This is a genomic window from Nonomuraea sp. KM88 (assembly GCF_052245635.1).
In the GTDB taxonomy this organism is placed as follows: Bacteria; Actinomycetota; Actinomycetes; order Streptosporangiales; family Streptosporangiaceae; genus Nonomuraea.
In genome coordinates, this window is record NZ_JBQQCC010000006.1 from 30,608 (window position 1) to 55,589 (window position 24,982).

20 protein-coding genes are annotated in these 24,982 nt (G+C 70.2%); 10 read left to right on the forward strand and 10 right to left on the reverse strand.

What is annotated here, in order from left to right; all coding sequences use genetic code 11:
- Positions 1–8 precede the first annotated feature (8 nt).
- Together ACTWPV_RS19550 and ACTWPV_RS19555 are read left to right on the forward strand one after the other, a co-directional pair.
- A complete protein-coding gene (locus ACTWPV_RS19550) occupies positions 9–1,268 on the forward strand; it encodes a PTS transporter subunit EIIC (RefSeq protein ID WP_443152882.1) in 1,260 nt (419 codons plus the stop codon).
- Positions 1,269–1,472: 204 nt separating this feature from the next.
- Positions 1,473–1,925: an Rv3235 family protein gene (locus ACTWPV_RS19555; protein ID WP_443152883.1), complete on the forward strand. Its 453-nt coding sequence runs from the start codon at positions 1,473–1,475 to the stop codon at positions 1,923–1,925.
- Positions 1,926–2,020: 95 nt separating this feature from the next.
- On the opposite strand, the gene secA is transcribed toward ACTWPV_RS19555, so the two are convergent.
- Positions 2,021–4,810, reverse strand: a complete 2,790-nt coding sequence (gene secA, locus ACTWPV_RS19560) for a preprotein translocase subunit SecA (protein ID WP_443152884.1) — start codon at positions 4,808–4,810, stop codon at positions 2,021–2,023.
- 223 nt (positions 4,811–5,033) lie between these two features.
- Between secA and ACTWPV_RS19565 the strand changes: the two genes are divergently transcribed.
- On the forward strand, positions 5,034–5,294 hold the full coding sequence (locus tag ACTWPV_RS19565; RefSeq protein WP_132596035.1) for an HGxxPAAW family protein: 261 nt from the start codon (positions 5,034–5,036) through the stop codon (positions 5,292–5,294).
- Positions 5,295–5,567: 273 nt separating this feature from the next.
- Positions 5,568–6,764: a winged helix-turn-helix domain-containing protein gene (locus ACTWPV_RS19570; protein ID WP_443152885.1), complete on the forward strand. Its 1,197-nt coding sequence runs from the start codon at positions 5,568–5,570 to the stop codon at positions 6,762–6,764.
- Between the two features lie 93 nt (positions 6,765–6,857).
- On the opposite strand, the gene ACTWPV_RS19575 is transcribed toward ACTWPV_RS19570, so the two are convergent.
- The 6 genes from ACTWPV_RS19575 to mtrA all read right to left on the reverse strand — a co-directional run bounded on the left by ACTWPV_RS19575 (position 6,858) and on the right by mtrA (position 13,961).
- Complete coding sequence (locus ACTWPV_RS19575) at positions 6,858–7,556, reverse strand: response regulator transcription factor (RefSeq protein WP_347643265.1); 699 nt, start codon at positions 7,554–7,556, stop codon at positions 6,858–6,860.
- 172 nt (positions 7,557–7,728) lie between these two features.
- The gene (gene hpf / locus ACTWPV_RS19580) at positions 7,729–8,397 is read right to left on the reverse strand and encodes a ribosome hibernation-promoting factor, HPF/YfiA family (RefSeq protein WP_347643264.1); all 669 of its coding nucleotides are present in this window, start codon (positions 8,395–8,397) and stop codon (positions 7,729–7,731) included.
- Positions 8,398–9,009: 612 nt separating this feature from the next.
- Complete coding sequence (locus tag ACTWPV_RS19585; protein ID WP_443152886.1) at positions 9,010–9,708, reverse strand: ComF family protein; 699 nt, start codon at positions 9,706–9,708, stop codon at positions 9,010–9,012.
- Between the two features lie 85 nt (positions 9,709–9,793).
- Positions 9,794–11,530: an LpqB family beta-propeller domain-containing protein gene (locus ACTWPV_RS19590; protein ID WP_443152887.1), complete on the reverse strand. Its 1,737-nt coding sequence runs from the start codon at positions 11,528–11,530 to the stop codon at positions 9,794–9,796.
- Entirely contained in the window at positions 11,517–13,265 is a 1,749-nt protein-coding gene (gene mtrB / locus ACTWPV_RS19595) for an MtrAB system histidine kinase MtrB (RefSeq protein WP_443152888.1), read from the reverse strand. The genes ACTWPV_RS19590 and mtrB overlap by 14 nt, the downstream gene beginning before the upstream one ends.
- An 18-nt stretch (positions 13,266–13,283) precedes the next feature.
- Positions 13,284–13,961 (reverse strand): MtrAB system response regulator MtrA, encoded by a 678-nt coding sequence (gene mtrA, locus ACTWPV_RS19600; protein WP_043620615.1) that lies wholly within the window; start codon positions 13,959–13,961, stop codon positions 13,284–13,286.
- 503 nt (positions 13,962–14,464) lie between these two features.
- Here mtrA and ACTWPV_RS19605 point away from each other — a divergent pair.
- From ACTWPV_RS19605 to ACTWPV_RS19625, 5 genes are read left to right on the forward strand one after another with little or no spacing between them, the layout of a single operon-like run.
- Complete coding sequence (locus ACTWPV_RS19605) at positions 14,465–15,496, forward strand: glycerophosphoryl diester phosphodiesterase membrane domain-containing protein (protein ID WP_443152889.1); 1,032 nt, start codon at positions 14,465–14,467, stop codon at positions 15,494–15,496.
- Positions 15,493–16,158 carry a DUF4129 domain-containing protein gene (locus ACTWPV_RS19610; RefSeq protein ID WP_443152890.1) on the forward strand — a complete coding sequence of 222 codons (666 nt, stop codon included), beginning with the start codon at positions 15,493–15,495 and terminating at the stop codon, positions 16,156–16,158. The genes ACTWPV_RS19605 and ACTWPV_RS19610 overlap by 4 nt, the downstream gene beginning before the upstream one ends.
- Positions 16,155–17,330 carry a DUF4350 domain-containing protein gene (locus tag ACTWPV_RS19615; protein ID WP_443152891.1) on the forward strand — a complete coding sequence of 392 codons (1,176 nt, stop codon included), beginning with the start codon at positions 16,155–16,157 and terminating at the stop codon, positions 17,328–17,330. The genes ACTWPV_RS19610 and ACTWPV_RS19615 overlap by 4 nt, the downstream gene beginning before the upstream one ends.
- Positions 17,320–18,300, forward strand: coding sequence for an AAA family ATPase (locus ACTWPV_RS19620; protein ID WP_347643257.1), 981 nt, complete (start codon positions 17,320–17,322; stop codon positions 18,298–18,300). Before ACTWPV_RS19615 ends, ACTWPV_RS19620 begins: the two co-directional genes overlap by 11 nt.
- Positions 18,301–18,336: 36 nt before the next feature.
- Positions 18,337–19,710 carry a DUF58 domain-containing protein gene (locus ACTWPV_RS19625; protein WP_443152892.1) on the forward strand — a complete coding sequence of 458 codons (1,374 nt, stop codon included), beginning with the start codon at positions 18,337–18,339 and terminating at the stop codon, positions 19,708–19,710.
- 93 nt (positions 19,711–19,803) lie between these two features.
- On the opposite strand, the gene ACTWPV_RS19630 is transcribed toward ACTWPV_RS19625, so the two are convergent.
- On the reverse strand, positions 19,804–20,796 hold the full coding sequence (locus ACTWPV_RS19630) for a stage II sporulation protein M (RefSeq protein ID WP_443152893.1): 993 nt from the start codon (positions 20,794–20,796) through the stop codon (positions 19,804–19,806).
- A 51-nt stretch (positions 20,797–20,847) separates the two neighbouring features.
- Between ACTWPV_RS19630 and ACTWPV_RS19635 the strand changes: the two genes are divergently transcribed.
- On the forward strand, positions 20,848–21,861 hold the full coding sequence (locus tag ACTWPV_RS19635) for an RDD family protein (RefSeq protein ID WP_443152894.1): 1,014 nt from the start codon (positions 20,848–20,850) through the stop codon (positions 21,859–21,861).
- A gap of 161 nt (positions 21,862–22,022) precedes the next feature.
- Here the strand turns inward: ACTWPV_RS19635 and ACTWPV_RS19640 are convergent, their stop codons facing one another.
- Positions 22,023–23,402 carry an LVIVD repeat-containing protein gene (locus tag ACTWPV_RS19640; protein WP_443152895.1) on the reverse strand — a complete coding sequence of 460 codons (1,380 nt, stop codon included), beginning with the start codon at positions 23,400–23,402 and terminating at the stop codon, positions 22,023–22,025.
- A 36-nt stretch (positions 23,403–23,438) separates the two neighbouring features.
- Entirely contained in the window at positions 23,439–24,836 is a 1,398-nt protein-coding gene (locus tag ACTWPV_RS19645; RefSeq protein ID WP_347643253.1) for an LVIVD repeat-containing protein, read from the reverse strand.
- Between the last annotated feature and the right edge of the window lie 146 nt (positions 24,837–24,982).

Sequence of the window (24,982 nt, forward strand, 5' to 3'; positions counted from 1 at the left end):
CCACCGTCATGAGCCCTGGCTGGTCGTCGGTGTTCGGCGGGCTGCAGCGCGTGGGACGCTCGCTCATGATGCCCATCGCGGTGCTCCCCGCCGCGGGCCTGCTCCTCCGCTTCGGCCAGGACGACCTCCTGGGCGCCGGCGGCTTGGGCGGCGTCCTGCCCTGGCTCCTCCCGGTGGCCGGCGTGCTCGCCGCGGCGGGCGGCGCCCTCTTCGACAACCTGCCGCTGCTGTTCGCCGTGGGCGTGGCCATCGGCTTCGCCCGCAAGTCCGACGGCAGCACCGCGCTCGCCGCCGTCGTCGGCTACCTCGTCTTCGACCGGGTGACCAAGACCCTCTTCTTCGATGCCGGCCAGGGCGCCGTCCACGACAAGGTGACGGTGCTGCTGCGCGACGGCACCCCCGCACTCGACCTCGGAGCGCAGAACCCGACCGGGGTCCTCGGCGGCATCCTCATCGGCATCACCGCCGCCCTGCTCTGGCAGCGGTTCCACCGGCTCAAACCGCCCTCGTGGCTGGCCTTCTTCGGCGGGCGCCGCTCCGTACCCATCATCACCGCGGTCGCCGCCCTCCTCCTCGGCGTCGCCTTCGGCCTGCTGTGGCGGCCGATCGGCGACTGGCTGGCGCAGGCGGGCGACTGGCTGTCCGCCCACGGCACCGTCGGCACCGGCATCTACGGCGTGGCCAACCGCCTGCTCATCCCCCTCGGTCTGCACCACGTACTCAACACCATCGTCTGGTTCACCCTGCCGGAGTGCCGCGCGGGCGTGAACGGCGCGACCAGGGACGCGGCCGGGGACCTCAACTGCTATTTCGCCGGCGAGCAGGGCGCCGGCATCTTCATGACCGGGTTCTTCCCCGTCATGATGTTCGGCCTCCTGGGCGCCGCCCTGGCCATGTGGCGGGCCGCCGACCCCGCCCGCCGCCAGGCCGTCGGCGGCATCATGCTCTCCGCCGGCCTGACGGCCTTCGTCACCGGCATCACGGAGCCCCTGGAGTTCGCCTTCATCTTCGTGGCGCCGATCCTGTTCGGCGTGCACGCGCTCCTGACCGGCCTGTCGATGGCGCTGATGGCCGAGCTGGGGGCGCGCCTCGGGTTCACGTTCTCCGGCGGCGCCATCGACCTGCTGCTGAACGCCGGCAAGTCCAACACGCACGAGCTGGGGTTGATCGTCGGGTTCGGGCTGGTGTACCTGGTGCTCTACTACGTGCTGTTCACCGTACTGATCCGCTCCCTGAACCTCCCCACGCCCGGCCGCGAACCGGCCTGAGTTCAGGACGGCCGATGCGTACGCCGCTCCGCGCCCGAAACGGCGCACAGCCCTCGACGAGGGGGATCCAGCTCGGGAGGACCTTCTTCGCACAGCGGGACAAGAAGCGACCCCAGCCGGGGAAGCTGGTGACCGCTGTATTCCTGGGCCGGGCCGAAAACTCCTTATGACGTTTGTTTCTCCGCCCGAGCACCTGGAGGATGCGTGTCCGCACCACCCCACGTCGGCATCACCCCCGCCCCCGAGCCGCCCTACGACGACGGGCGGCGCGGGGCGGGCGACGCGGCGTCCCGGACCCACGGAGCCCTGGCCCTGGACGCGCGTCCCCTGGTGTGGGGAGCACCTGGGGCGGCCCCGGACGAGCGCAGGCTACGCCATCTGGGGCAGGCCCTGGCGGAGGTGCTCACCGGCCGCCGCCCGCCCGAGACGCTGGCCGGCCGGCTCACCGAGCGGGCCTACCTGGACCTCGTCAGGGCCGGGCGGATGATCGCGTCCAGCCGCCCCCCGTTCGCCGGGAGGCCGCACGTGACCGAACCCAGGGAAGGCGCCCTGGAGATGTGCGTGGTCGTCCACTGCGGCGAGCGCGACCACGTGCTCGCCGCCCGCCTGGAACGACGCGGCCACCAATGGCTCTGCACCGACTTCGAGACCGCCTGACGAGGTCGCGCGCAACCGGCCGTCCGAAGAGGGTGCGGGTCCGTACAGCGCAGAAGACCCCCACCCCGGAGAGGTGAGGGTCTTCGCAGGAACCGTCAGGCGGCGTTCTTCGGGTCGCCGTGGCAGCGCTTGTACTTCTTGCCCGACCCGCACGGGCAAGGCGCGTTGCGCTCCACGTTGCCGTAGGCGGCCCGCTCGGCAGAGGTCGTGCGCACCCGGGTGTGCTCGACCTCTCCCTGCTCGCCCGGCGCCGAGTATTCGAGCTCGGCCGGCCGCTCGGGACCCCGCAGCCCGCGCGCGATGATCGAACGGGTCTCCGCCAGGGCGTCGTCCTCTTCGGCGACGATCGGATTCTCCTGCACCTCGACCTCGAGGTTGAACAGGAAGCCGACGGAGTCCTCCTTGATGCCCTCGAGCATCGCGGAGAACATCTCGTAGCCCTCGCGCTGGTATTCGATCTGCGGGTCCTTCTGCGCGTAGGCCCGCATGCCGATGCCTTCGCGCAGGTAGTCCATCTCGTAGAGGTGCTCGCGCCACTTGCGGTCGAGCACCGAGAGGATCACGCGGCGCTCGAGGTCACGCGTGGTCTCGGGACCGAACTCCTCCTCGCGCCTGGTGTACGCGGCCAGCGCGTCGGCCTTCATCCGCTCGCTGATCAGCTCGGCGGTCACCTCCTCGCGGGAGCCGGCCTCCTCGACGATGTCCTCGATCGTGGCCTGGACCGGGTAGAGCTCGCCGAACGCCTTCCACAACTTCTCGAGGTCCCACTCCTCCGCGAAACCCTCGGTCGTGGCGCCCTGGACGTAACCGTCGATCACGTCGCTGATGAAGCCGCGCACCTGCTCGTGCAGGTCGGCGCCCTCCAGCACGCGGAGGCGCTCGGCGTAGATGACCTTGCGCTGGCGGTTCATCACCTCGTCGTACTTCAGAACTTCCTTGCGGATCTCGAAGTTCTGCTGCTCGACCTGGTGCTGGGCGGAGGCGATCGCCTTGGAGACGATGTTGGACTCGATCGGCTGGTCGTCGGGGATCTGCAGCCTGGTCATGATCATCTCGACCCTGGCCGAGTTGAACAGGCGCATGAGGTCGTCGCCGAGCGACAGGTAGAACCGCGACTCGCCGGGGTCGCCCTGGCGGCCGGAGCGTCCGCGCAGCTGGTTGTCGATGCGCCGCGACTCGTGCCGCTCGGTGCCCAGGACGTAGAGGCCGCCGAGCTTGGTGACCTCGTCGTGCTCGGCCTTGACCGCCGCCTTGGCCTTCTCCAGCGCCTCGGGGTAGGCCTTCTCGTATTCCTCCGGCGTCTCGACCGGGTCGAGCCCGCGCTGGCGCAGCTCGAGGTCGGCGCGGAACTCGGGGTTGCCGCCGAGCTGGATGTCGGTGCCTCGACCTGCCATGTTGGTGGCGACGGTGACGGCGCCCTTGCGGCCCGCCTCGGCGATGATCGAAGCCTCACGCGCGTGGTTCTTCGCGTTGAGCACCTCGTGCTGCACGCCGCGCCGCTTGAGCGCCTTGGACAACCGCTCGGACTTCTCCACCGAGGTCGTGCCGACGAGGACCGGCTGCCCGGCTTCGTAGCGCTCCTTGATGTCGTCGACCACCGCGTTGAACTTGGCGTCCTCGGTCTTGTAGACCACGTCGGCCTGGTCCTTACGGATCATCGGCCGGTTGGTCGGGATCGGGACCACGTTGAGCTTGTAGGTCTTGTTGAACTCGTTGGCCTCGGTGACGGCCGTGCCGGTCATGCCGGCCAGCTTGTCGTAGAGGCGGAAGTAGTTCTGCAGGGTGACCGTGGCGAGCGTCTGGTTCTCGTCCTTGATCTTGACGCTCTCTTTGGCCTCGATGGCCTGGTGCATGCCCTCGTTGTAGCGGCGGCCGTGCAGGATGCGGCCGGTGAACTCGTCGACGATCAGCACCTCGCCGTCGGCGACGATGTAGTCCTTGTCCTTCTTGAACAGCTCTTTGGCCTTGAGCGCGTTGTTCAGGAAGCCGACGAGGTGCGTGTGCTCCGGCTTGTAGAGGTTGTCGATGCCGAGCCAGTCCTCGACCTTCTCGACTCCGGACTCCAGGATGCCGACCGTGCGCTTCTTCTCGTCGACGACGTAGTCGCCGGTGCTCTCCTCGCCGGGGTTCTTCGCCTCGACACCCCTGCGCAGGCGGGGCACGATCTTGGCGAACTCGTTGTACCACTTGCCCGACTGCTCGCCAGGGCCGGAGATGATCAGCGGCGTGCGGGCCTCGTCGATCAGGATCGAGTCGACCTCGTCGACGACCGCGAAGAAGTGGCCGCGCTGCACGCACTCGTCGAGCGACCAGGCCATGTTGTCGCGGAGGTAGTCGAAGCCGAACTCGTTGTTGGTGCCGTAGGTGATGTCGGCTTCGTACTGCCTGCGGCGCTCGTCGGGCTGCTGGCCCGACACGATGCAGCCGACCTCGAGGCCGAGGAAACGGTGGATGCGCCCCATGTTCTCGGCGTCACGCTTGGCGAGGTAGTCGTTGACCGTGACGACGTGCACGCCCTTACCGGCCAGCGCGTTGAGATAGCTCGGCAGGGTGCAGGTCAGGGTCTTGCCCTCACCGGTCTTCATCTCCGAGATGTTGCCCAGGTGAAGGTTGGCGCCACCCATGATCTGCACGTCGAAGGGTCGCTGGCCGAGCACCCGGCGGGCCGTCTCACGGACCGTCGCGAACGCTTCGGGGAGCAGGTCGTCGAGGCTCTCGCCTTCGGCGTGGCGCTTGCGGAACTCGTCCGTCATCGCCCGCAACTCCGCGTCGGACATGCCTGTGAAATGGTCCTCAATGGAGTTGACCTGGTCTGCGTACCGCTTCAGCTTGCGTAGGATCTTGCCTTCGCCGGCACGTAGGATCTTGTCGAGAATGGCTGCCACTTTATGTAAAGCTCCTCGCAGGTCTACCCCGGCGGCGCCGCCAGGAGGAGAGGCCGAGACAAACTTCCCCGTTGCCATGGTAGGTGGTTCCGCAAGCAGACACAGCCACCGTGCCGACGAGGGCGCAAGACTGGTCTGGGAGAATGGGCTTAAGGCAGAGGATATGCCGGTTGAGAGCCGGCTCGCACCAATAGCGCGATAACCGGCAAAGGAAGGATTTGTCATGGTTGAGGGGAAGAAGTCGGAGCAAACCGAGAATCTTGGCAGCCACGGCGGGCGCGCATCATCGTGGCTGGCGGTGACCGTGATGCTGGTGGGCACGGTGGTGGCCGGCTTCGGGCTGACCGCCGGTAACTGGACGCTCGTCTGGATCGGTGCCGGTGTGTTCGTCGTGGGCGGCATCCTCGCTCTCGTCTTCGACATCTTCACCGACGTCGTGATCGACGCTCCGCGCGTGGGCATGCGAGCCGAAGACCACCGCTGACGTACGCTTCGCACGGCGGGCGCCCATCCAGTGGGCCGCCCGCCGTTTTTTCGTTCCAGCGATCCCCCGGGCGTGTCCCGCCCCGCGCCCCCCTACGTCGCTACCCATCCCGCTCTCCCCGGCGCACCCCGAACGGTCTGCGGGTGCCCGTCCGGCACGTCCGTGAGCCAGGGCCTGAAGGCCGTGTTCCCCTCATCCCGGCGGCCGGGCGGGCGGTTCTGTCGGTGGCCGCCACTAGATTGCTCGCATGCACCGCCGTACGGACATGCCGACATGACCCCCCTACCGGATCTGACCGCCGACGAGGCACGACGCATCATCCTGCGCGCCCAGGGCCTCATCGGGGCCGACACGCGCAAGGGTGGGGTGCACGCCATGCTGCGCAGGCTGGGCGCCGTGCAGCTCGACACGATCTCGGTCCTCGCCCGCTCCCACGAGCTGGTCGCCTACGCCCGCCTGGGCGCGGTCGGCAGGTCCAAGATCGAGCGCGCATACTGGCACAACCCCGCCCAGAGCTTCGAATACTGGTGCCACGCCGCCTGCATCCTGCCCATCGAGCACTGGCCGCTCTATTCGTTCCGCCGCCGCGCCTACCGCGAGCGGCGCTTCCGCTGGCACGAGGTCCCCGACGACGTCGACAAGCTGCTGGAGAAGGTGCGCGAGTCGGGGCCGCTGACGACGTCCGACGTGGGCGGCGCCAAGAACGGCGGCCCGTGGTGGGACTGGTCCGACTCCAAGATCGGCCTGGAGTGGCTGCTCGACATCGGCGAGCTGGTCTGCACCCGCCGCGTCGGCTGGCGGCGCGTCTATGACCTGGCCGAGCGCGCCGTCCCCGCCGACCTGCTGGGCGACGACCTGCCCGACGAGGAGTGCATCACGCGCCTGGCCGCCATCGCGGGCCGTTCGCTGGGCGTGGCCAACCGCACCGACCTGATCGACTTCCTCCGGCTCAAGGGGCGTCACGCGGCGACACTCGACGAGGTGCTGCTGAGCGGGGCCGCGGGGCTGGTGCCCGTCGCCGTCACCGGCTGGCCGGGCAAGAAGGGCCTCGCCAACGCCTGGGCCGATCCGGCCGCCCTGGCATCCGAGCCGCGCGGCCGCCACCGCACGACGCTGCTGTCGCCGTTCGACTCGCTCATCTGGCACCGCGGCCGCACCGAGCGCGTCTTCGGCTTCCGCTACACGCTGGAGCTCTACGTGCCCAAGCACAAGCGCGTCCACGGCTATTTCACGATGCCGGTGCTGGCCGGCGGCCGGCTGATCGGCCGCGTCGACCCGGCGCGCGAAGGCACCACGCTGGTGGCCAGGCAGCTCAGCCTGGAGCCCGGCCTCTCCTCCGCCCGGTGGGCCGACGCCCTGCGCGAGGCCCTGTGGTCGGCGGCCGACTGGGTCGGCTGCGACTCCGTCCGCGTCGACCGCGCCGACCCTCCTGAACTCGCAACGATCCTGAGCACGGCCAGGAGGGGTTGAGCACCGTTTCGAGAGGCGCCCTGTCCGAGATCTTCGACGGGGCGCCCAGGGCGGGGGTCCAGCCGGAGCCCATCACCGTGCTCGTGGAGCTTCCTAGGTGATCTCCAGCATGCGTTCGCGCACCGCGTAGACCACGGCTTCCATGCGCGAGTGCAGTTGCAGCTTGTCGAGGATGTTGCGCACGTGGTTCTTCACGGTGTTCTCGGAGATGAACAGCTGCTTGGCGATCTCGCGGTTGTTCATGCCCTTGGCCACCAGCCGCAGCACCTCCATCTCCCGGTCGGTCAGCCGGGGCACGGGAAGCTGGGGCGGGCGCTCGGCCTCCTTGCGGCTCATGTTGGCGAACTCGGTGATGAGCTTGGCCGCCATCGCCGGGTTGATTAACGACTGGCCCTCGTGCACGCCGCGCACCGCGGCGGGGACGTCGTTGATCTGGACGTCCTTCAGCAGATAGCCGGTGGCGCCCGCCTTGATGGCCTCGAAGAGGTCTTCCTCCTCGTCGCTCACCGTCAGCATGATGATGCGGGTGCTCGGGACGGAGGCCTTGATGCCCTTCGCCGCCTCGATGCCGTCCTGCCGCGGCATGCGCACGTCCATGAGAGCGACGTCGGGCATGAGGCGGTCGGCCAGTTCGACCGCCTCCTGCCCGTCGCTCGCCTCACCGACCACCTCGATGTCGGGCTCAGCGGCCAGCGCCAGCGCCAGGCTGCGCCTGATCAGCTCGTGATCGTCCACGATCAGCACGCGGATCGGCTCGCTCTCGGACGCGCGGACCTCGCCGGACTCGGTCACGAGGCCTCCTTGCGCAGCCTCGCGACTGTGTGTTCGTCGCTTCGCTCGCTCATCTGAACCTGACTGAGCTCGCTCACGTCTCCTCCTCGTCGGGGGGCCAGAGCCGTTGAACCGCCATGATGGCACGGGTGCCGCGGTTCTCGGGTGGTCGAGAAGATCTTTCAGCGCGCTGTCAGGGCTCTACGAGCCGCAGCACACCATAGTTGTAACCGCGTCTGTTGTAGACGACACACGGCTGGCCGCTCTCCTTGTCACGGAACAGGTAGAAATCGTGTCCGACCAGCTCCATCTCGAGGAGGGCCTGGTCGATGGTCATGGGCTCCGCCTTGTGGAACTTCTCCCGGACGATGAGCGGACCGTCGCCGTCCATCTCGATCGGGACGATGTCGTCGTAGAGCCGGTCGCTCTTCTCCTGCTCGTCCTCGTCCGGCTCCTGGGCCTGCTCGGGGACGGATGGCCGGGTGACCGGGGGAAGCCCGGCGGCGTCAGGAAGCGTCGCGGTGATCTCCGCCACAGAGGGCGGGCAGTGGTTGCCGTGATGGACCTTGCGCCGGTCGGCCAGGCGCCTGAGGCGGCCTTCCAGCTTGTCGAGGGCGAGATCGAGGGCTGCGAACCGGTCGTCGGCCGACGCCTCGGCGCGGATGGCCGGTCCTTTCGAGTGAATGGTGAGCTCGACGCGCTCGCGTCGGTCGGCGAGGCGCGGGTTGCGTTCCTTCGACACCTCCACGTCGACTCGGATGATGTGGTTGTCCAGACGTTCGATCCTGGCCAGCTTGGTCGTCACGTGGTCTCGGAACCGTTCACTCACTCCTGTGTGCCGGCCCTTGACGATGATGTCCATGCAACAGCCCCCCTTCGTCTAACGACTGAGCAAGAGCGCCCGACGATGCGCGTGCCGGGCGGGGTCTTCTGTCTGCCTTTCTGCCACCGTTACCCTCTTCCGACTCGCCGTCACCGGGAACTCAGTGGGCACCCGCCCGGCCGACCTGGTCTTCGACCCCACATCCGCCTGCTGAGGGTCTCGCAGCTCAGTCGCCACTACTGCCCTTCTCTTCTGGCGAGGGACATCTGGCCCCTCGGGAAGGCAGGACTTACCCCTAAGCCGCACCGTGATCGGTCGACAAAGAGTCGCCTTACGTGGACCGTTTTGCCTGCGGCTGGCATCGGCTAGCAGAGCCGGGAACACCGGCCCTGCGCAACCACGGACCCGAACGGGTGCCATGTCAGAACGCTATCCGTATCCAGGGAGAATGTCAGCCGGAGGGATGATCAAACGATCACTTTCCGTGATTTTCCACGGTATGGAAAGCGCATTCCCAGGCCCGGCACACCCGGTCGGCACCCCTTACGGGCGCGAACGTCCTGACTGCTGAGCTGCCCCGGCATGTCACTCGGGCAAGGCACATGTCACCTTCAGGCTAGAGCGGCGAATTGGATCTTTCTTTACTCACCGTCACCGTAACGACTTACAAGATCTTCGGCGTGTCGCGGCGACGGTGACCGCCAGCGGCGTCTTCACGCCGGCCGACCGCAGCGCCCGCGCGGCCTCGGCGAGCGTGGCGCCGGTGGTCACGATGTCGTCCAGGAGCAGCGCAACGGGCGCTGGAGGGCCTCCGGCGGGCGAGGCGACCTGGAGTGACCCCGCGAGGTTGGCGGCCCTCTCGGCCGAGCTCAGGCCCGCCTGGTCGGCCACGCCCCAGGCCTGGACCAGCCCCGTCCACGCCCGCGCCGGCAGCCCCAGCGCCCGCAGGTCGCGCGCGACCAGCACGGCCAGCCGCCCCACCGGATCGTGCCCCCTGCCGCGCAGGCTCCGCCGCGCGCTGGGCACGGGAACCACCGCGAACCGGCCACGCGCCCACGATGCCCGCGTCCGCCCGATCGCCGTCACGGCGGTGAACGTCGCCGCCTGCGCCAGCACCCCGGCCAGCGCCACCGCGCCGCGCTCCTTGTAGGCCACCACCGCCTTCCTGACCACGCCGGTGTAGGGCGCCGCCGACCAGCAGTCGGGCAGGCCGGGCGGGGACGGGTCGGGCCTGCGCGGGGCGGGTGACGCGGTCAGCTCGGCGACGCAGCCGTCGCACAAGCGCGCCCCCTTGGCGCCGCAGCCCGCGCACGTGCCGGGGAGAACCAGATCGAGAACGGCAGTCACCACGCGGCCCAGCATGCCGCCCGGCACCGACAGTTCCCGGCGACCACGCAGCGGCGAACCCGGCGGACCGGTAAGGCGGAGCGGCAGGTCAGCCCAGGGGGAAGAGAGGGCTGCCGGCGTTGGACTCGACCTTCGGGACCCAGGTCTGGCGGTCCTGGTTCAGCTCGACGATCTTCGTCTCCTTGTCGGTCCGCACTTCTCCCAGCACCCGGTCGTCCAGCGCCGCGAGCGAGGCGAGCCGGTCCTTCAACGGCACTCCCACCGTCTCCCCGTCGCCCACGTTGATCTCGTTCAGTATCTGCCCGGCCTTGCTCTCCACCAGGACCAGCAGGTGCTCGTCATCGCTCCAGGTGACGTCGACGATCTCGTCTCCCACCTCGGTCGTGGTCAGGCTGCGGAAGTTGCCGAGCACGAGCCCGTCGGGAGTGGAGGTGAGCGCGCCGATCTGCACGGTGTTCTCGCCCGTGGTGACGGACACCCGCACGCCGTCCCTGGCGATCCTCAGGCGGGCGACGTCAAGGCCGGCGAGCTTGGGCGCCGAGACCCGCTCTGGCCCCCGCCCGCTCCCCGGGTCGTACCGGAGCAGTACGCCGTTCTTGTTGTCGTACGTCCACAGGGTCCCGTCCCGGTGGAACGTCGGCGGCGTGAGCTCCGTGCCCTGGATGACCTCCTGCCAGCGCCCGTCCTGCGCGAGCTTGGCCATGGAGATGCCGGTGGAGGTCTTGGCGGCGATGAGGGCCGTCTCCTCCTTCGACAGGGCGAAGTCGGTGTAGCCCGCGCGCTGCTCGCCCGCGGCGCCCGGCACGGCGCCGGCGGGGCCTTCCTTCCCCATGAAGTGCACGGCGCCGTTGTCGACGAAGTAGGCGGTGTCGCCCCCGTCGTCCAGCCAGGGGTCCGCGGGATCCGGCCGGTCGACGGCGTACGTCTCGCCATCGACCTGGATCTCGATGATGCGCCCCTTGGCGACGTCGTTGTCGGCGAAGCTGTGCCTGATCTGCGCCCTGAGTGCGGCCTCCGCGCTCAGGTCGAGCGGATCGAGCGGGCCGGAGAGGTTGACCAGCACGCGCTCCTCGTTCCACCTGATGGACTCGATCGTCGTGTCCTCGGGGAAGCTCGTGGTCACCGCGTCGCGAAGGGCCGTGGTGGGCTCTTTGAGCAGGCGTTCGAGAATGGTCCGCGCGAAGCTCTCCGTCGGCTTCATCCGCAGGCGCACGCGGTCGACGACGAGCCGGTCCGGCATGTCGGCGTTCAGGTAGTAGAGGTTCGCGGGGCGGTACGCGCGCACCACGTCGGAGTTGGTGAGCAGGAGCCCGGCGGGCAGCTTGTTGACGAGGTAGCCGCCCTGCTGGGTCTTGACCAGCTCGAACGTCCCGCCGTCCCAGGTGCCGGCCGTGGGGGCATAGGCGTCGTCGGTCCCGATGCTGGCCACCCACTGGGCCTTGAGCGTCACCTGCAGCACGGTTTCCGTGCCGTCGCGCGGCGTGGGATAGGTGATCTCGAACGCGTCCTCGATCACCTTCACCGGGCCGGCGGCGCTCCACTTGCCCCGTGCCTCGGGGGTCAGGTACTGGGGCAGGATCGACGGGTCGTCGGCGTAGGCGGCCATGGCGGCCTGCAGGCCCTTGATGGTGTCCTCGGGCCCCCAGTTCGGCTGGGGCGGCATGGCGATCATGCGCTGGAACGGCTTGTTCAGCGGGTCGCCGCCGGTGCCGTCGTCACCCACCATGTACGGGCCGGTCACGGGGATCACGGTGCACCCGGTGCCCGCGACGACCATGGCGAGAGCGATCGCGACCGCGGCGCCGAGCCGCCTAATCGTCGTCATGACCGCCCCCGTCCGCCGAGGCGGGCAGCAGTACGGGAGTCATGGCGCCGCGCCACGTACGCCGCATCTCGATCTCCGGCGGCACCAGCGACAGCGGCGAGCCCTTCAGGTCGGCCCCTGCCGCCCGGGGCAGCGTCAGCCTGAACTGCGACCCCTCGCCCGGCTGCCCCCACGCCTGGAGCCAGCCGCCGTGCAGCGTGGCGTCCTCGCGGGAGATCGCCAGCCCGAGCCCCGTGCCGCCGATGGTGCGCGCACGCGACGGGTCGGCCCGCCAGAACCGGTCGAACACCAGCGTGTCCTCGCCGTTCTTCAGGCCGATCCCGTGGTCGCGCACGGCGATGGCGACGGCGTCCCTGTCGGCGCCCACGGTGACCACGACGTCCCTGCCCTCGCCGTGCTCGATCGCGTTGAACAGCAGGTTGCGCAGGATGCGCTCGACCCTGCGGTTGTCGATCTCGGCCATGCACGGCTCGTTGGGCAGCCGCAGCTCGAAGCGGGTCGAGTGGCGCTCGGCCAGCGCCTCGGAGTCGCCGATGGCCCGCAGCACGACGTCGCGCACGTCCACCGGCTCGAGGTCGAGCGTGGCGGCGCCGGCGTCGTAGCGGCTGATCTCCAGCAGGTCGGCCAGCATCGCCTCGAACCGCTCCAGCTGCGCCTGCATGAGCTCGGCGGAGCGGGAGGCCATCGGGTCGAAGTCCTCGCGGGCGTCGTAGAGCAGGTCGGCGGCCATGCGCACGGTGGTCAGCGGGGTGCGCAGCTCGTGGGAGACGTCGGAGACGAACTGCCGCTGGACCTGCGAGAGCTCCTCCAGCTGGTGGATCTTCAGCGCCAGGTTGGCGGCCATCTCGTTGAACGAGTTCGCCAGCCGGGCCAGGTCGTCCTCGCCGCGCACTTTGAGGCGTTCGTCCAGCTTGCCGGCGGCGAGGCGCTCGGCGGCCTGGCGCGCGAGCCGTACGGGGGAGACGACCTGGCGGGCGACCAGGTACGCGATCGCGGCGAGCAGCAGCACGAGGCCGAGTCCCACCACGACGATGGCGAGCCTGACGTTGGTGAGCAGCTCCTCTTCCTCGTCGAACGGGAAGAAGTGGTAGACCTCGTAGTTCTGGCCGCTGGTGGGCACGTGCACCACGCCGCCGACCACGAAGGTGAGCCGGGGCTGGCTCTCGCCGGGAAACTTGATCTGCTGGACGTTCCCGACGGGTTTGCCGTATTCGTGGTTGCGCATGTAGCGCTGCAGGTGCGCCCTGAGGTTGGCGGGCACGCTGGAGCGCACGACGCTGCCGGACGCCCGCGACTGGCCCGGGGTGGCCGGGTTGAGGATCAGCACGTCGTAGCGCTTCTTGGAGCCGTCCTCGCCCGAGCCCGTGACGGTGTCCATGACCTCGTCCAGCGGGTTGACCGCGCCGCTCTTGACGGTGTCGGCGGTCTTGGTCTGCTCGTCCGTGTCGGGGGCCAGGGCGTCGGCGATCTGCAGGCGGTCGGCGAACGCGTCGCTGACGGAGGACCGCTGGCTGCTGTCGACCACCGACTTGTTGATCTGGCCGAACAGGAAGGTGCCGAGCACCACCACCACGATCACGGAGATCACCAGCGTGCTGGTGACGACCTGGAGCTGCAGCGAGCGCCGCCACACGCTGCGCGTCCTGCCCGCCGCACGACGAACCCGCCGGCGCGCTCCGCCGAGGATCTGGCGGAGCGTACGCCTGCGTGTTCTCGTCTTCGTGGTCGGGGGCATGGCAGGGCTGGGCGGAGGTCAGGCGGGTCCGGCTTTGTAGCCCACGCCGCGGACGGTCACGACGATCTCGGGGTGCTCGGGGTCCTTCTCGATCTTGGCCCTGAGCCGCTGGACGTGCACGTTGACCAGGCGCGTGTCGGCCGCGTGCCGGTAGCCCCACACCTGCTCGAGCAGGACCTCGCGGGTGAACACCTGGCGCGGCTTGCGGGCCAGCGCGACGAGCAGGTCGAACTCGAGCGGCGTGAGGTTGATGGTCTCCTCGCCGCGCTTGACCGAGTGTCCCGCCACGTCGATGGTGATGTCGCCGATCTGCAGGATCTCGGGGGTCGGCTCGTCGGTGCGGCGCAGGCGCGCCCGCACCCTGGCGACGAGTTCCTTCGGCTTGAACGGCTTGACGATGTAGTCGTCGGCGCCGGACTCCAGCCCGAGGACGACGTCGATGGTGTCGCTCTTGGCCGTGAGCATGACGATCGGAACGCCCGACTCCGCCCTGATCCTGCGCGCGACGTCGATGCCGTCGGCCCCCGGCAGCATCAGGTCGAGCAGCACCAGGTCGGGGCGTGTATCGCGGAAAGCGTCAAGGGCCTTGTCGCCGTCGGAGACAAATGACGGCTCGAAACCCTCCCCCCGCAACACGATCCCCAACATCTCGGCGAGAGCGGCGTCGTCATCGACGACCAGCACGCGACCTTTCATGGCCCCTCATTCGTTCTACGCATTCTGGGACATACCCGCACGATCGCTGAAGGTTACCCTTGGCGAGCTCATGAGTGTGACTCGGAGCCCCGCAAAAGGCGAATTTCCGGTCCGCCCCCGCGATCGCCATCTCAGTCTGCGGTAACAGAGCAACTTTCTGCCATCCCTGGACGCGAACATGGGCCGGATTCGCCGAAGAATGCGGCCAAGCCGGGGCGTCGGATCAGCCCGGCTCCACTGGGCGACACCAATGTCCCGCCCAGCATGCCAGGATTGGGGATATGTCAGACGGTCACGGTCCCACGCCCGAGACGCCATCAGGCTGGTCGGCCGAACAGCCCCCGCCCTACAGCGCCCCGCCGGCCTCCCCGTGGACCGCGCCGGGCTCGCACCAACAATCCCCTCACGGAGCTCCCTACGGGCCACAACCACCGCAGCAGCCGCCCCACGGGCCGCAGCCACCTTATCCGCAACATCCGTATCCTCAACCCGGATACGGCGCCATGCCGCCGCCCGCGCTCCGGCCGGGCATCATCCCGCTGCGCCCGCTGCAACTCGGCGACCTGCTCGACGGCACGATCAAGCTCATCAGGTCCAACCCGAAAGCCGTGCTCGGCCTGTCGGCCATCGCCGCCCTGCTCGCGTCCGTGCCCCTGGCGGTGGGGCAGGCGTTCCTCCTCAACTCCGTGGGCAGCGCGCTCGCCGACCCCGACAGCCTGGTCGCCACGCAGGGCGAGCTCACCGGCCTGTACGGCTTCGCCGCCCAGTACGGCGGCACCCTGCTCTCCTACGCCATCCAGTTCGTCGTGGTCACCCTGCTGACCGGCGTGCTGACCCGCATCCTCGGCCGGGCCGTCTTCGGCGGCAAGCTCACCGCCGGCGAGGCCTGGCAGCTGGTCAAGGGCCGGGTGCCGGCGTTGTTCGGCGTGGTGGGGCTGATGGCCGCGATCATGCTGGTGCCCGCCCTCGTCTTCGTGCTGCTCATCGTGGCCTTCTCGCTCAACGCCGGCGCCGGCGACCTCGGCTGGCTGGCCCTGCTGAGCATCCTGTTCATCGTCGTGTACATCGGCTACTACCTGTTCATGAGAACCCGCTTCGCGTTCGCCTCGCCCGCCGTGGTCCTCGAGGGCCGCAGCCCGCTCGACGCCATGCGCCGCTCATGGCACCTGGTGACCGGCGACTTCTGGCGGGTGTTCGGCATCCTGCTGCTCACCTCGCTGCTCGTCGGGCTCGTGGCGGGCATCCTGTCGGTGCCGTTCACGATCGCGGGCACGCTCTTCGGCATGCTCGGCGCGGGCTCGGCGGCCACGGCGGTCGTGTCCGCCGTGCTGATCGCCATCGGCGGCACGCTGAGCGCCATGTTCGTCTATCCGTTCGAAGCCGGGGTCTCCGGCCTGCTCTACGCCGACCGCCGCATGCGGAGCGAGGCGTTCGACCTCGTCCTGCAGACCGCGGCCATCGAGCAGCAGCGCCAGGGCTGGGTGCACGCCTCCGCCGACGAGCTCTGGCACCCGTCCAACTCCGCCAGGTCGTGAGCCCGATCGACAGGGAGGAGGCCGCGCGGCAGGCCGCACGCGAGCTGCTCGACCCCGCCTACGAGACGGAGTCGCTGCCCGACCGGATCTACCGATGGGTCATGCAGTTCCTGGGCGACCTGATCGACGCGGCCACGGGCGGCGGCCCGGCCGGCGGGGTCATCGCGTCCGTGGTGATCGTGCTGATCATCCTGGGGGTGATCGTGCTGATCTCGTGGCAGCTGCGCAGGTCCGCGCGTAAGAACGCGACGGCGACGGCCGCGCTGTTCGGCGAGCGGGCGATGAGCGCCGCCGAGCACCGGCAGGCGGCGGAAGGGCTGGCCGGCGAAGGGCAGTGGACTCCCGCCGTCCAGGAGCGACTCCGTGCCATCGCCCGCGACCTGGAAGAGCGCGCGCTCGTCGACGGCATGCCCGGGCGCACGGCCGACGAGCTGGCCGCAGAGGCCGCCGTCTCCCTGCCGGGCTTCGCGGACGAGCTGGCCGCGGCGGCCCGCTCGTTCGACGACGTCACGTACGGCGGGGTGCCCGGCACCCGCGACGCCTACACGCGGATGGCCGGCCTCGACGACCGCCTCGGCCAGGCCCGCCCGGTCCCCATCGTGTCCCCCGCTGCGGCGGCGCCCGGCGCGAGCCCGTGGCCGGGGAGCGGAGGGGCCCCATGAGCGTGACCACGCCCCCTCCCGCCGCCGGATCCCGGCCGACCTCCCCGACCCCCCGCTCCACCTGGCGCGCCGGCCGGCTCATCGTGCTCCTCGGCCTGGTCGTCGTGCTCGCGGCGGTGGCGAGCGTGCTGCTCGGCTCCGGCGGGGTCCCCGCACGGCCCCTCGACCCCGACGACACCTCGCTGGCCGGCTCCAAGGCCCTGGCCGAGCTGCTGCGCGAGAAGGGCGTAACCGTCGACCGGGTCGACTCCGCCCAGGCCGCCGTCGACAAGGCCGCCACGGGCGACCGCCTGCTGCTCATCACCGACCGGACGTACGTCGACGAGCGCCGCCTCGCCGGTCTCCCCGGCGACCGGCTGATCGTCGGCGACGTCATCAACCTGTCCGCCCTGGCCCCCGGCGTGCGCGCGCTGCCCCAACGCCCGCGTCCCCGATCGCGCGAGCCCGAGTGCCCCCTGCCGGCGGCCCGGGCCGCCGGCAGTGCCTACATGGGCGGCGTCGCCTTCCGCGGCCCGCCCGGCTCGACCGCCTGCTACCCGGCGGGCGACGGGCACACGCTGGTCAGCTACGCCAGCGGCGGGGGCGTCACCACCGTCGTCGGCGACGGCGGCTTCATGACGAACCAGCGGCTGGCCGAGGACGGCAACGCGGCGCTCGCGCTCAACCTCCTCAGCACCGGCAAGCCCGTGACCTGGCTCGTCCCCCCGGACAACCCGCCGCCCAGGGAGCTGGCCGGCGAGCAGGGCCAGTCGATGTACGACCTGATGCCCGGCAACGTCCGCTGGGTCGTCTTCATGGCGATCATCGCCGTGGCGCTCACGGCGTTCTGGCGGGGCAGGCGGCTCGGGCCGGTGGTGGTGGAGAAGCTGCCCGTCGTCGTCAGGGCCGCCGAGACGGTCGAAGGGCGTGGCAGGCTCTACCGGGCCAGGCACGCCAGGGAACGCGCGGCCGCCGCGCTGCGCGCGGGCACGATCGACCGGCTCACGGCCAGGCTGGGGCTGGGCCACGGCGCAGGGCCGCATGAGGTCGTCGCGGCGCTCGCCGCCCGCACGGTGGAGGACCCGCACCAGCTCGGCGCGGCACTGTACGGGCCGCCGCCGGCGGACGACGCCGGGCTCGTCGAACTGGCCGGATACTTGGACTTGATCGAAAGGCAGTTGAGTGAACTTTGACGAGACCTACCGCGTGACGGGTTCGGGCGACTCGGCAAGAGAGGCGCTGGCGGCGTTGCGCACCGAGGTGTCCAAGGCCGTGGTCGGTCAGGACGCGGTGGTGACGGGGATGGTCATCGCGCTGCTGTGCAAGGGCCACGTGCTCCTCGAAGGCGTGCCGGGCGTGGCCAAGACGCTGCTGGTGCGCACGATCTCGGCGGCCCTGTCGCTCGACTTCAAGCGGGTGCAGTTCACGCCCGACCTGATGCCGGGCGACGTGACGGGGTCGCTGATCTACGACGCGAAGACCGCGCGGTTCGAGTTCCGCGAGGGCCCGGTGTTCACCAACCTGCTGCTCGCCGACGAGATCAACCGCACCCCGCCGAAGACGCAGGCCGCCCTGCTCGAAGCGATGGAGGAGCGGCAGGTCAGCGTCGAGGGCGCGGCCCGGGCGCTGCCCGACCCCTTCGTGGTGTGCGCCACCCAGAACCCCGTCGAGTACGAAGGCACCTACCAGCTTCCCGAGGCGCAGCTCGACCGGTTCCTCGTCAAGCTGACCGTGCCGCTGCCGCCGCGCGAGCAGGAGATCTCGGTGCTCGACCGGCACGCCCGCGGCTTCGACCCCCGCGACCTGTCGGAGGTCAAGGCCGTCGCCACGGCCGCCGACCTGGCCGCGGGCCGGGAGGCGGCGGCCGGCGTGCACGTGGCGCCTGAGGTGCTCGGCTACATCGTCGACGTCGCCCGCGCCACCAGGAGCTCGCCGGCGCTGCAGCTCGGCGTCTCGCCGCGCGGCGCCACCGCCCTGCTCGCGGCCTCCCGGGCGTGGGCGTGGTTGTCCGGGCGCCAGTACGTCACGCCCGACGACGTGAAGGCGCTGGCCAGGCCCGCACTGCGGCACCGCGTCCAGCTCCGGCCCGAGGCCGAGCTGGAAGGGGCGACCGCGGACGGCCTGCTCGACGGCATCCTCGCCTCCGTCCCCGTCCCCCGCTGACAGGAGAGCCGGGCTAGTGAGGAGGGTGAGCGATCTATGGCACTGACCGGACGTGCCGGGCTTCTCGCGGCGGTCGGGATCCTGGTGGTGATGTTCGCGCCCCTGCCGGGGCCCGCGCTGGCCGGGGTGTGCCTGCTGCTGGCCGCCGCGATCATCGTGGACCTGGTGTTCGCCGGCGCGGTGCGCCCGCTCAGGTTCCATCGCTCCGGCGAGACCCTGATGCGCCTGGGCCAGCGGGCCACGGTGGAGCTGGTGGTGGAGAATCCGGGTCCCCGGCGCGTACGCGGCGTGCTCAGGGACGCCTGGCAGCCCTCGGCGGGAGCCTCGCCCCGCGTCGCCCCGCTGGACGTGCCGGCCGGCGAGCGTCGCAAGATCGTCGTGACCCTCGATCCGACCAGGCGCGGCGACCGGACGTCCGTGGCCGTCACGGTGCGCTCGGTCGGCCCGCTCGGCCTGGCCGCCCGCCAGGGCGACCACCAGGCTCCGTGGTCGGTGCGGGTGCTGCCGCCGTTCCTGTCGCGCAAGCATCTGCCCTCCAGGCTGGCCAGGCTGCGCGAGCTGGACGGGCAACATCCGGCGCTGGTGCGCGGGCAGGGCACCGAGTTCGACTCGCTGCGCGAATACGTGGTGGGCGACGACGTACGCTCCATCGACTGGCGGGCCACCGCGCGCCGCCACGACGTCGTGGTGCGCACCTGGCGTCCCGAGCGTGACCGCCGCGTGCTGATCGTGCTCGATACCGGCCGCACCTCGGCGGGCAGGGTGGGGGACGCGCCGATCCCCCTGGCAGGCGCGGGGGGAGGCGGCGGCGGGCTGCTGGTGCGGCCCGATCCGCGGCCGGCGCCCGGCTGGCCGCGGCTCGACTGGTCGATGGACGCCGCGCTCCTGCTGGCCGCGCTGGCCGCCAGGGCCGGCGACCAGGTGGACTTTTTGGCCTACGACCGCGCGGTACGCGCGTGGGTGAGCGGCGAGTCTCGTACCGAATTGCTGTCGTCGCTGGTCAACGCGATGGCGCCGATCGAGGCGGAGCTGATCGAGGCCGACTCGCAGGGCATGGTGGCCGCCATCCTGTCCAGGGCCAAGCGGCGCTGCCTGGTCGTGTTGCTGACCGACCTGAACTCCGCGGCGCTGGACGAAGGGCTGATGCCGGTGCTGCCGCAGTTGTCCGCGCGGCACCTGGTGCTGGTGGCCGGGGTTTCCGATCCCCGGGTGGCGGCCATGGCCGGCCGTCGCGACTCGACCGAGGAGGTCTACGACGCGGCCGCCGCCGAGCACGCGCAGCTCGGGCGCAGGCGCATCACCGCCAGGCTGCGCCGGCATGGGGTCGAGGTGGTCGACGCGGCGCCGGACGACATCGCGCCCGCGCTCGCGGACGCGTACCTGGCGTTGAAGGCCGCGGGACGCCTCTGACGCCGTAGGGCGCCGCGAGGGCGGGGCCCAGAAGGACGCCGCGGAGGACGCCCTGGGGGCCGGCTGCGGCGGGGCGCCCCTGACGGCCTGTCGTCAGGCTGACGGGGCGACGTCGGGGGCGCGTTCGAGGTCGCCGGTCTCGTTCCGCGCCAGCGCCCGGCGGCCGAAGACGATCACGTACGTCAGGAAGACCGCCTCGGCGAGCACCCCGATGCCCACCCGCGCCCACGTCGGCAGTCCAGACGGGGTCACGAACGCCTCGATCAGCCCCGACACGAACAGCACCACGACCAGCCCGAGCGCCACGCTCATCACCGCCCTGCCCTGTTCGGCCAGCGCCTCGACCCGCTTGCGGGGGCCGGGGTCGACGACCGTCCAGCCCAGGCGCATGCCGACGGCCGCCGCGAGGAACACCGCGGTCAGCTCCAGGAGCCCGTGCGGCATGATGAGGCCGAAGAAGATATCCAGCTTGTCCCTGGAGGCCATGAGGCCGCCGGAGACGGCGACGTTCTCGGCGTTCGCGTAGAGCGCGTACGGGATTGGCAGCCCCAGCAACACCGAGTAGGCGATCATCAACGCCGAGACCCACGCGTTGTTCACCCACACGCGGCTGGCGAAGGACGCGGCGGGATTCTCCGAGTAGTAGTCGGCGAAGTCCTCCTCGACCAGCTGGGTGATCTCCTCAGGGCTGGCGATGGCGGCCTGGACCTCGGGGTTGTTCGCGACCCACGCGCCCATCACGAAGGCGACCACCAGGAACGCGGCCGAGCTCGCCAGCCACCACCACCGGGCCCGGTAGGCCACCACGGGGAACGTCACCGTGAAGAACCTCGTCAGCTCCCGCCAGGCGGGCGTGTGCGCGCCGGTCACCGCGGATCTGGCCCTGGCCACCAGCGCGGACAGCCGCCCGGCGAGCATCGGGTCGCTCGACGAGGAGCGCACGATGGACAGATGCGTTGAAACCCGCTGATACAGGTCGACCAGCTCGTCCACCTCGACGCCCGTCAGCGACGAACGATTCTTCACCAGGTAGTCGAGCCGGTCCCACACGGGGCGGTGCGCCGCGACGAAAGCATCGATGTCCACCCGAACATTCTGGCCGCTCAATCAGTGCGACATAGCCGTTAGGCTCCACTTATGTCGGAGGTAGTGACCGGCGACGCCGTCGTCGTCGAAGTGCGGGTGGCCCAGATGCCCTCGCGGGCGCTGGCGGTCGTCATTGACATGGCGGTGCAGTTCACGGCGATGTTCGGCGCCTACGCGCTCTTAGGAGCGTTCGCCGGCGTCACGGATCTGGCCATGTTCAGCGCGGTCATGATCGTGCTGCTGGTGCTGGTGATGATCGGCTACCCCGTGATCTTCGAGTCCGTCACCAGGGGCCGCAGCCTCGGCAAGCTGGCGCTCGGGCTCCGGGTGGTCAGCGACGACGGCAGCCCCGAGCGCTTCCGGCAGGCACTGTTCCGCGGGCTGGCCGGGGTGGTGGAGTTCTGGCTGCTCGCCGGCGCGCCGGCGCTGATCGCCTCGCTGGTCTCGCAGCGGGGCAAGCGGCTGGGCGACGTGTTCGCGGGCACCATCGTGATCTCCGACCGGGCGCCGCGCGACGCGGGGCAGGCCATCATGATGCCGCCGCCGCTGGCGAGCTGGGCGGCCACGCTGGAGCTCTCCCAGCTGCCCGACGAGGTGGCGCAGGCGGCCAGGCAGTACCTGCTGCGCTGGGTTGACCTGTCGCCGCAGGTCCAGCACGAGATGGGCGTGCGCATCGCGACCCAGGTGGCGTCCTTCGTCTCTCCCGCCGCCCCTGCCGGGACGCCGCCGTACGCCTACCTGAGCGCCGTCCTGGCCGAGCGCCGCCGCCGTGAGCAGGCCCGGTTCGCGCAGCGGGCGGGAAACGGCGGCGCGCCCCAGGGCCCGTACGCGCCGCCCTCGCCGGTCCCGTACCCGCAGCCCGGCCCTCCTCCGCCGGGCTCATATCCGCAGCCCGGTCCTCCTCCGCCGGGCTCGTACGGCCCCTACGCCCAGCCGGGGCCTCCTCCGGCGGCTCCCCACCCGACGCCCGGCCCGTACTCGCAGCCTGGCCCACCGGCTCCGCCGCCCGCACCCGCGCCGGAGCCGCCACAGGCGACCCCGGGCGGGTTCGCGCCACCCCAGTGACCGAGACGGCCCCGAACGACCGAACCCGCCTCACGGGGTGAGGCCATCAGCACGTGAGGGAGCGCCGCCGTCTGGAGGAGCGGCGGGAGCGCAGCGACCAGAGCGGGGGAAGGCGGCGGCATAGGGCGACCGAACCCGCCGAGCGGAGCGAGGCCATCAGCTCAGTGCCTTCCGTTGCGGTACGACTCCTGCGTCTGCGCGTTGAACCGGTCGGTACGCACGTGCCTGGCGCTGTCCGTGAGCCGGTCGTCGATCTTGACGACGTCGAAGCCCTCGTGGAAGTCGGCCGCGTAGATGTAGCCGTTGTAGTAGTAGGCGGACCAGATGCCGCCGCCACCGCCGCCCGCGCGGGGGCCGCGCTCGAAGTAGCCGATCTCCCTCGGGCTGGTGGAGTCGGTGAAGTCCCAGACCGACAGCCCGCCCATGTACCACGCCTGGACCATGATGTCGCGGCCCTTGACGGGGATCAGCGAGCCGTTGTGGGCGACGCAGTTCTCGCTGTCGTCCTGGTGGCGGGAGATCTTGAAGTAGCTCTTGAAGACGAGCTGCCCGCGCGCGATGTCGTAGATCGCGTCGGCGCCGCGGTTCGGGCCGGTGGCCTCGTTGCAGGTGGCCGCGCCCCCGCCGCCGAGCTCGTCGGTGAAGACGACCTTCTCGGCGTTGTTGCTGAAGGTCGCCGAGTGCCAGAAGGCGAAGTTGGGGTCGGTGGTCCTGGCGGTGACCTTCGGGTCGAGCCGGTCGGAGATGTCGAACAGCACGCCGTCGCCCATGCACGCGCCCGCCGCGATGTCCTTCTCGGCGTACGCGGTGATGTCGTGGCAGCCGGTGGTGGGGATGAGCAGGCCGGGCTGGTCCTCGTTGCCGCCGTCGGGGAAGACGACCGGGGTGGCCGCGACGTGGGCGGCCTCCGGGTGGCGCAGCGGCACCTTGATGATCGAGATCTTGTCGTGCGGCGGCTGGCAGTCGGGGAAGTTCGCCGCCGGCAGGTACGAGGAGACGTAGACGTAGACGTTCTTGTTCCGGTCGCGGCCCTTGCCCGGCACCAGGGTCAGGGTGTGGGAGCCGCAGGCCGTCTCGACCGCCTTGACGTACCTCGGCCTGGTCTTGTGGGAGATGTCGAAGATGCGAACGCCTTCCCAGGCGTCCTTCTCGGAGGCGGGCCGGTCCGTGCTGGCGCAGGAGTCGTCGCTGCGGGAGCTGTCGACGGCGGCGAACAGCAGGTTGCCGTAGACGCTGACGTCCATCTGGCCGCCGGGGCAGACGACGGAGCTCACGACCCTGGCCTTCTTGGGGTTCCTGATGTCGTAGATGGAGAAGCCGCCGTAGTTGCCGACGTAGGCGTAGCCGCCCTGGAAGGCGATGTCGGTGTTGATGGACGAGGCGATGGCGTCCGGCTTGGGGACGTTCCTGACGTGGGTCACGTTGGGGCTGGTGACGACGGCGTCGGGTGGCGGGATGTCACTGGCGGTCGCGGGTAACGCGGTGAGGAGCAGGGCGACGGCTGCCCCGGCCATCGCGAGGACACGGCGCGGGCTGGACATGCGGGATGCCTCCTTGGTACGGGGACCGGCGGCCGGTCAGTGGTGACCGTGGCCACGCTCGGGGTAGGACGTCTGGGTCTGCGCGTTGAGCTCGCGCATCTTGACGCCGTTCGCCCGGTTCGTACGCCAGTCGTTGATCTTCAGCACATCGAGGCCCAGGTTGAAGTCGGAGCCGTAGATGTGGCCGTTGTAGTAGTAGGCTGACCAGAATCCGCCGCTGAGCGCCGGTGCGGTGTTGTCGGGGCCGCGCTCGAAGTAGGCGATCTCCTGGGGGTGCGCCGAGTCGGTGAAGTCGACCACCGAGATGCCGCCCTGGTACCACGCCTGCACCATGATGTCGCGGCCCTTGACCGGGATCAGCGAGCCGTTGTGGGCGACGCAGTTCTCGCTGTCGTCCTGGTGGCGGGAGATCTTGAAGTAGCTCCTGAAGACCAGCTGTCCCCGCTTGATGTCGAAGTAGGCGTTGGCGCCCCGGTTGGGCCCGATGGCCTCGTTGCAGGTGGCCGCGCCGCCGCCGCCGAGCTCGTCGGTGAAGATCACCTTGGTGCCCTCGTTGTTGAACGTGGCCGAGTGCCAGAAGGCGAAGTTCTCCTCGTCGCGCGCGGTCGCGGTGACCTTGGGCCGCTCGGGGTCACGGATGTCGAGCAGGATGCCCTCACCCATGCAGGCGCCCGCCGCGATGCCCTTCTCCGGGTAGGCGGTGATGTCGTGGCAGCCCGTGGTGGCGGACCTGCCGTCGGGATAGGGCAGCTGCTTGCCCGGGTAGCCGCCGTCGGGGAACAGGTTGGGCGTCGCGATGACGGTGGCGGCGGACGGGTTCCGCAGCGGCACCTTGATGATCGAGATGAGGTCGTGCGGCGTCCGGCAGTCGGGGAACGCGTCGCTCGGGCCGTAGGAGGAGACGTAGATGTAGACGTTGCGCCCCCGCCGGTCGGGGACCAGGGTGTGCGTGTGCGAGCCGCAGTTCGTCTCGACCGCCTTGATGTACTTCGGGTGTGACTTGTCGGAGACGTCGAAGATGCGTACGCCCTCCCACGACTCCTTGACCGAGGCGGGCTGCGAGGTGCTGTTGCACGAGTCGTCGTTACGCGAGGAGTCGACCGAGCCGAACAGCAGGTCGCCGTGGACGCTCACGTCCATCTGGCCGCCGGGGCATACCACGGAGCTGACGAGCGAGGTCCGCTTGGGGTTGCGGATGTCGTAGATCGAGAAGCCGTAGTAGTTCCCGACGTACGCGTAGTTGCCGTGGAAGGCCATGTCCGTGTGGATGTCGGCCAGGGCCTCGGGTTTGGGCACGTTCGTGACGTGCTTGATGTTCGGGCTCATGACGATCTCGCCAGGAGCCGGGACGTCCGCAGCCTGGACCGGCAGGGTGACGCCGGCCAGCGCGACCAGGGCCGCGACCAGGATGAGGACCCTGCGGCGGGTGAACACTCGGGGACCTCCGATAAAGGGGGCATAAACCTCCGTTATGGTCGCTCTCTTCATCGCCGTTGACCAGCGTCCAATCTGTCAATTTTTGTTCCGGTTCGACCTCTTTCCTAGCCCGGGTTCATGACTTAGAGTGCGCATTCTCCACC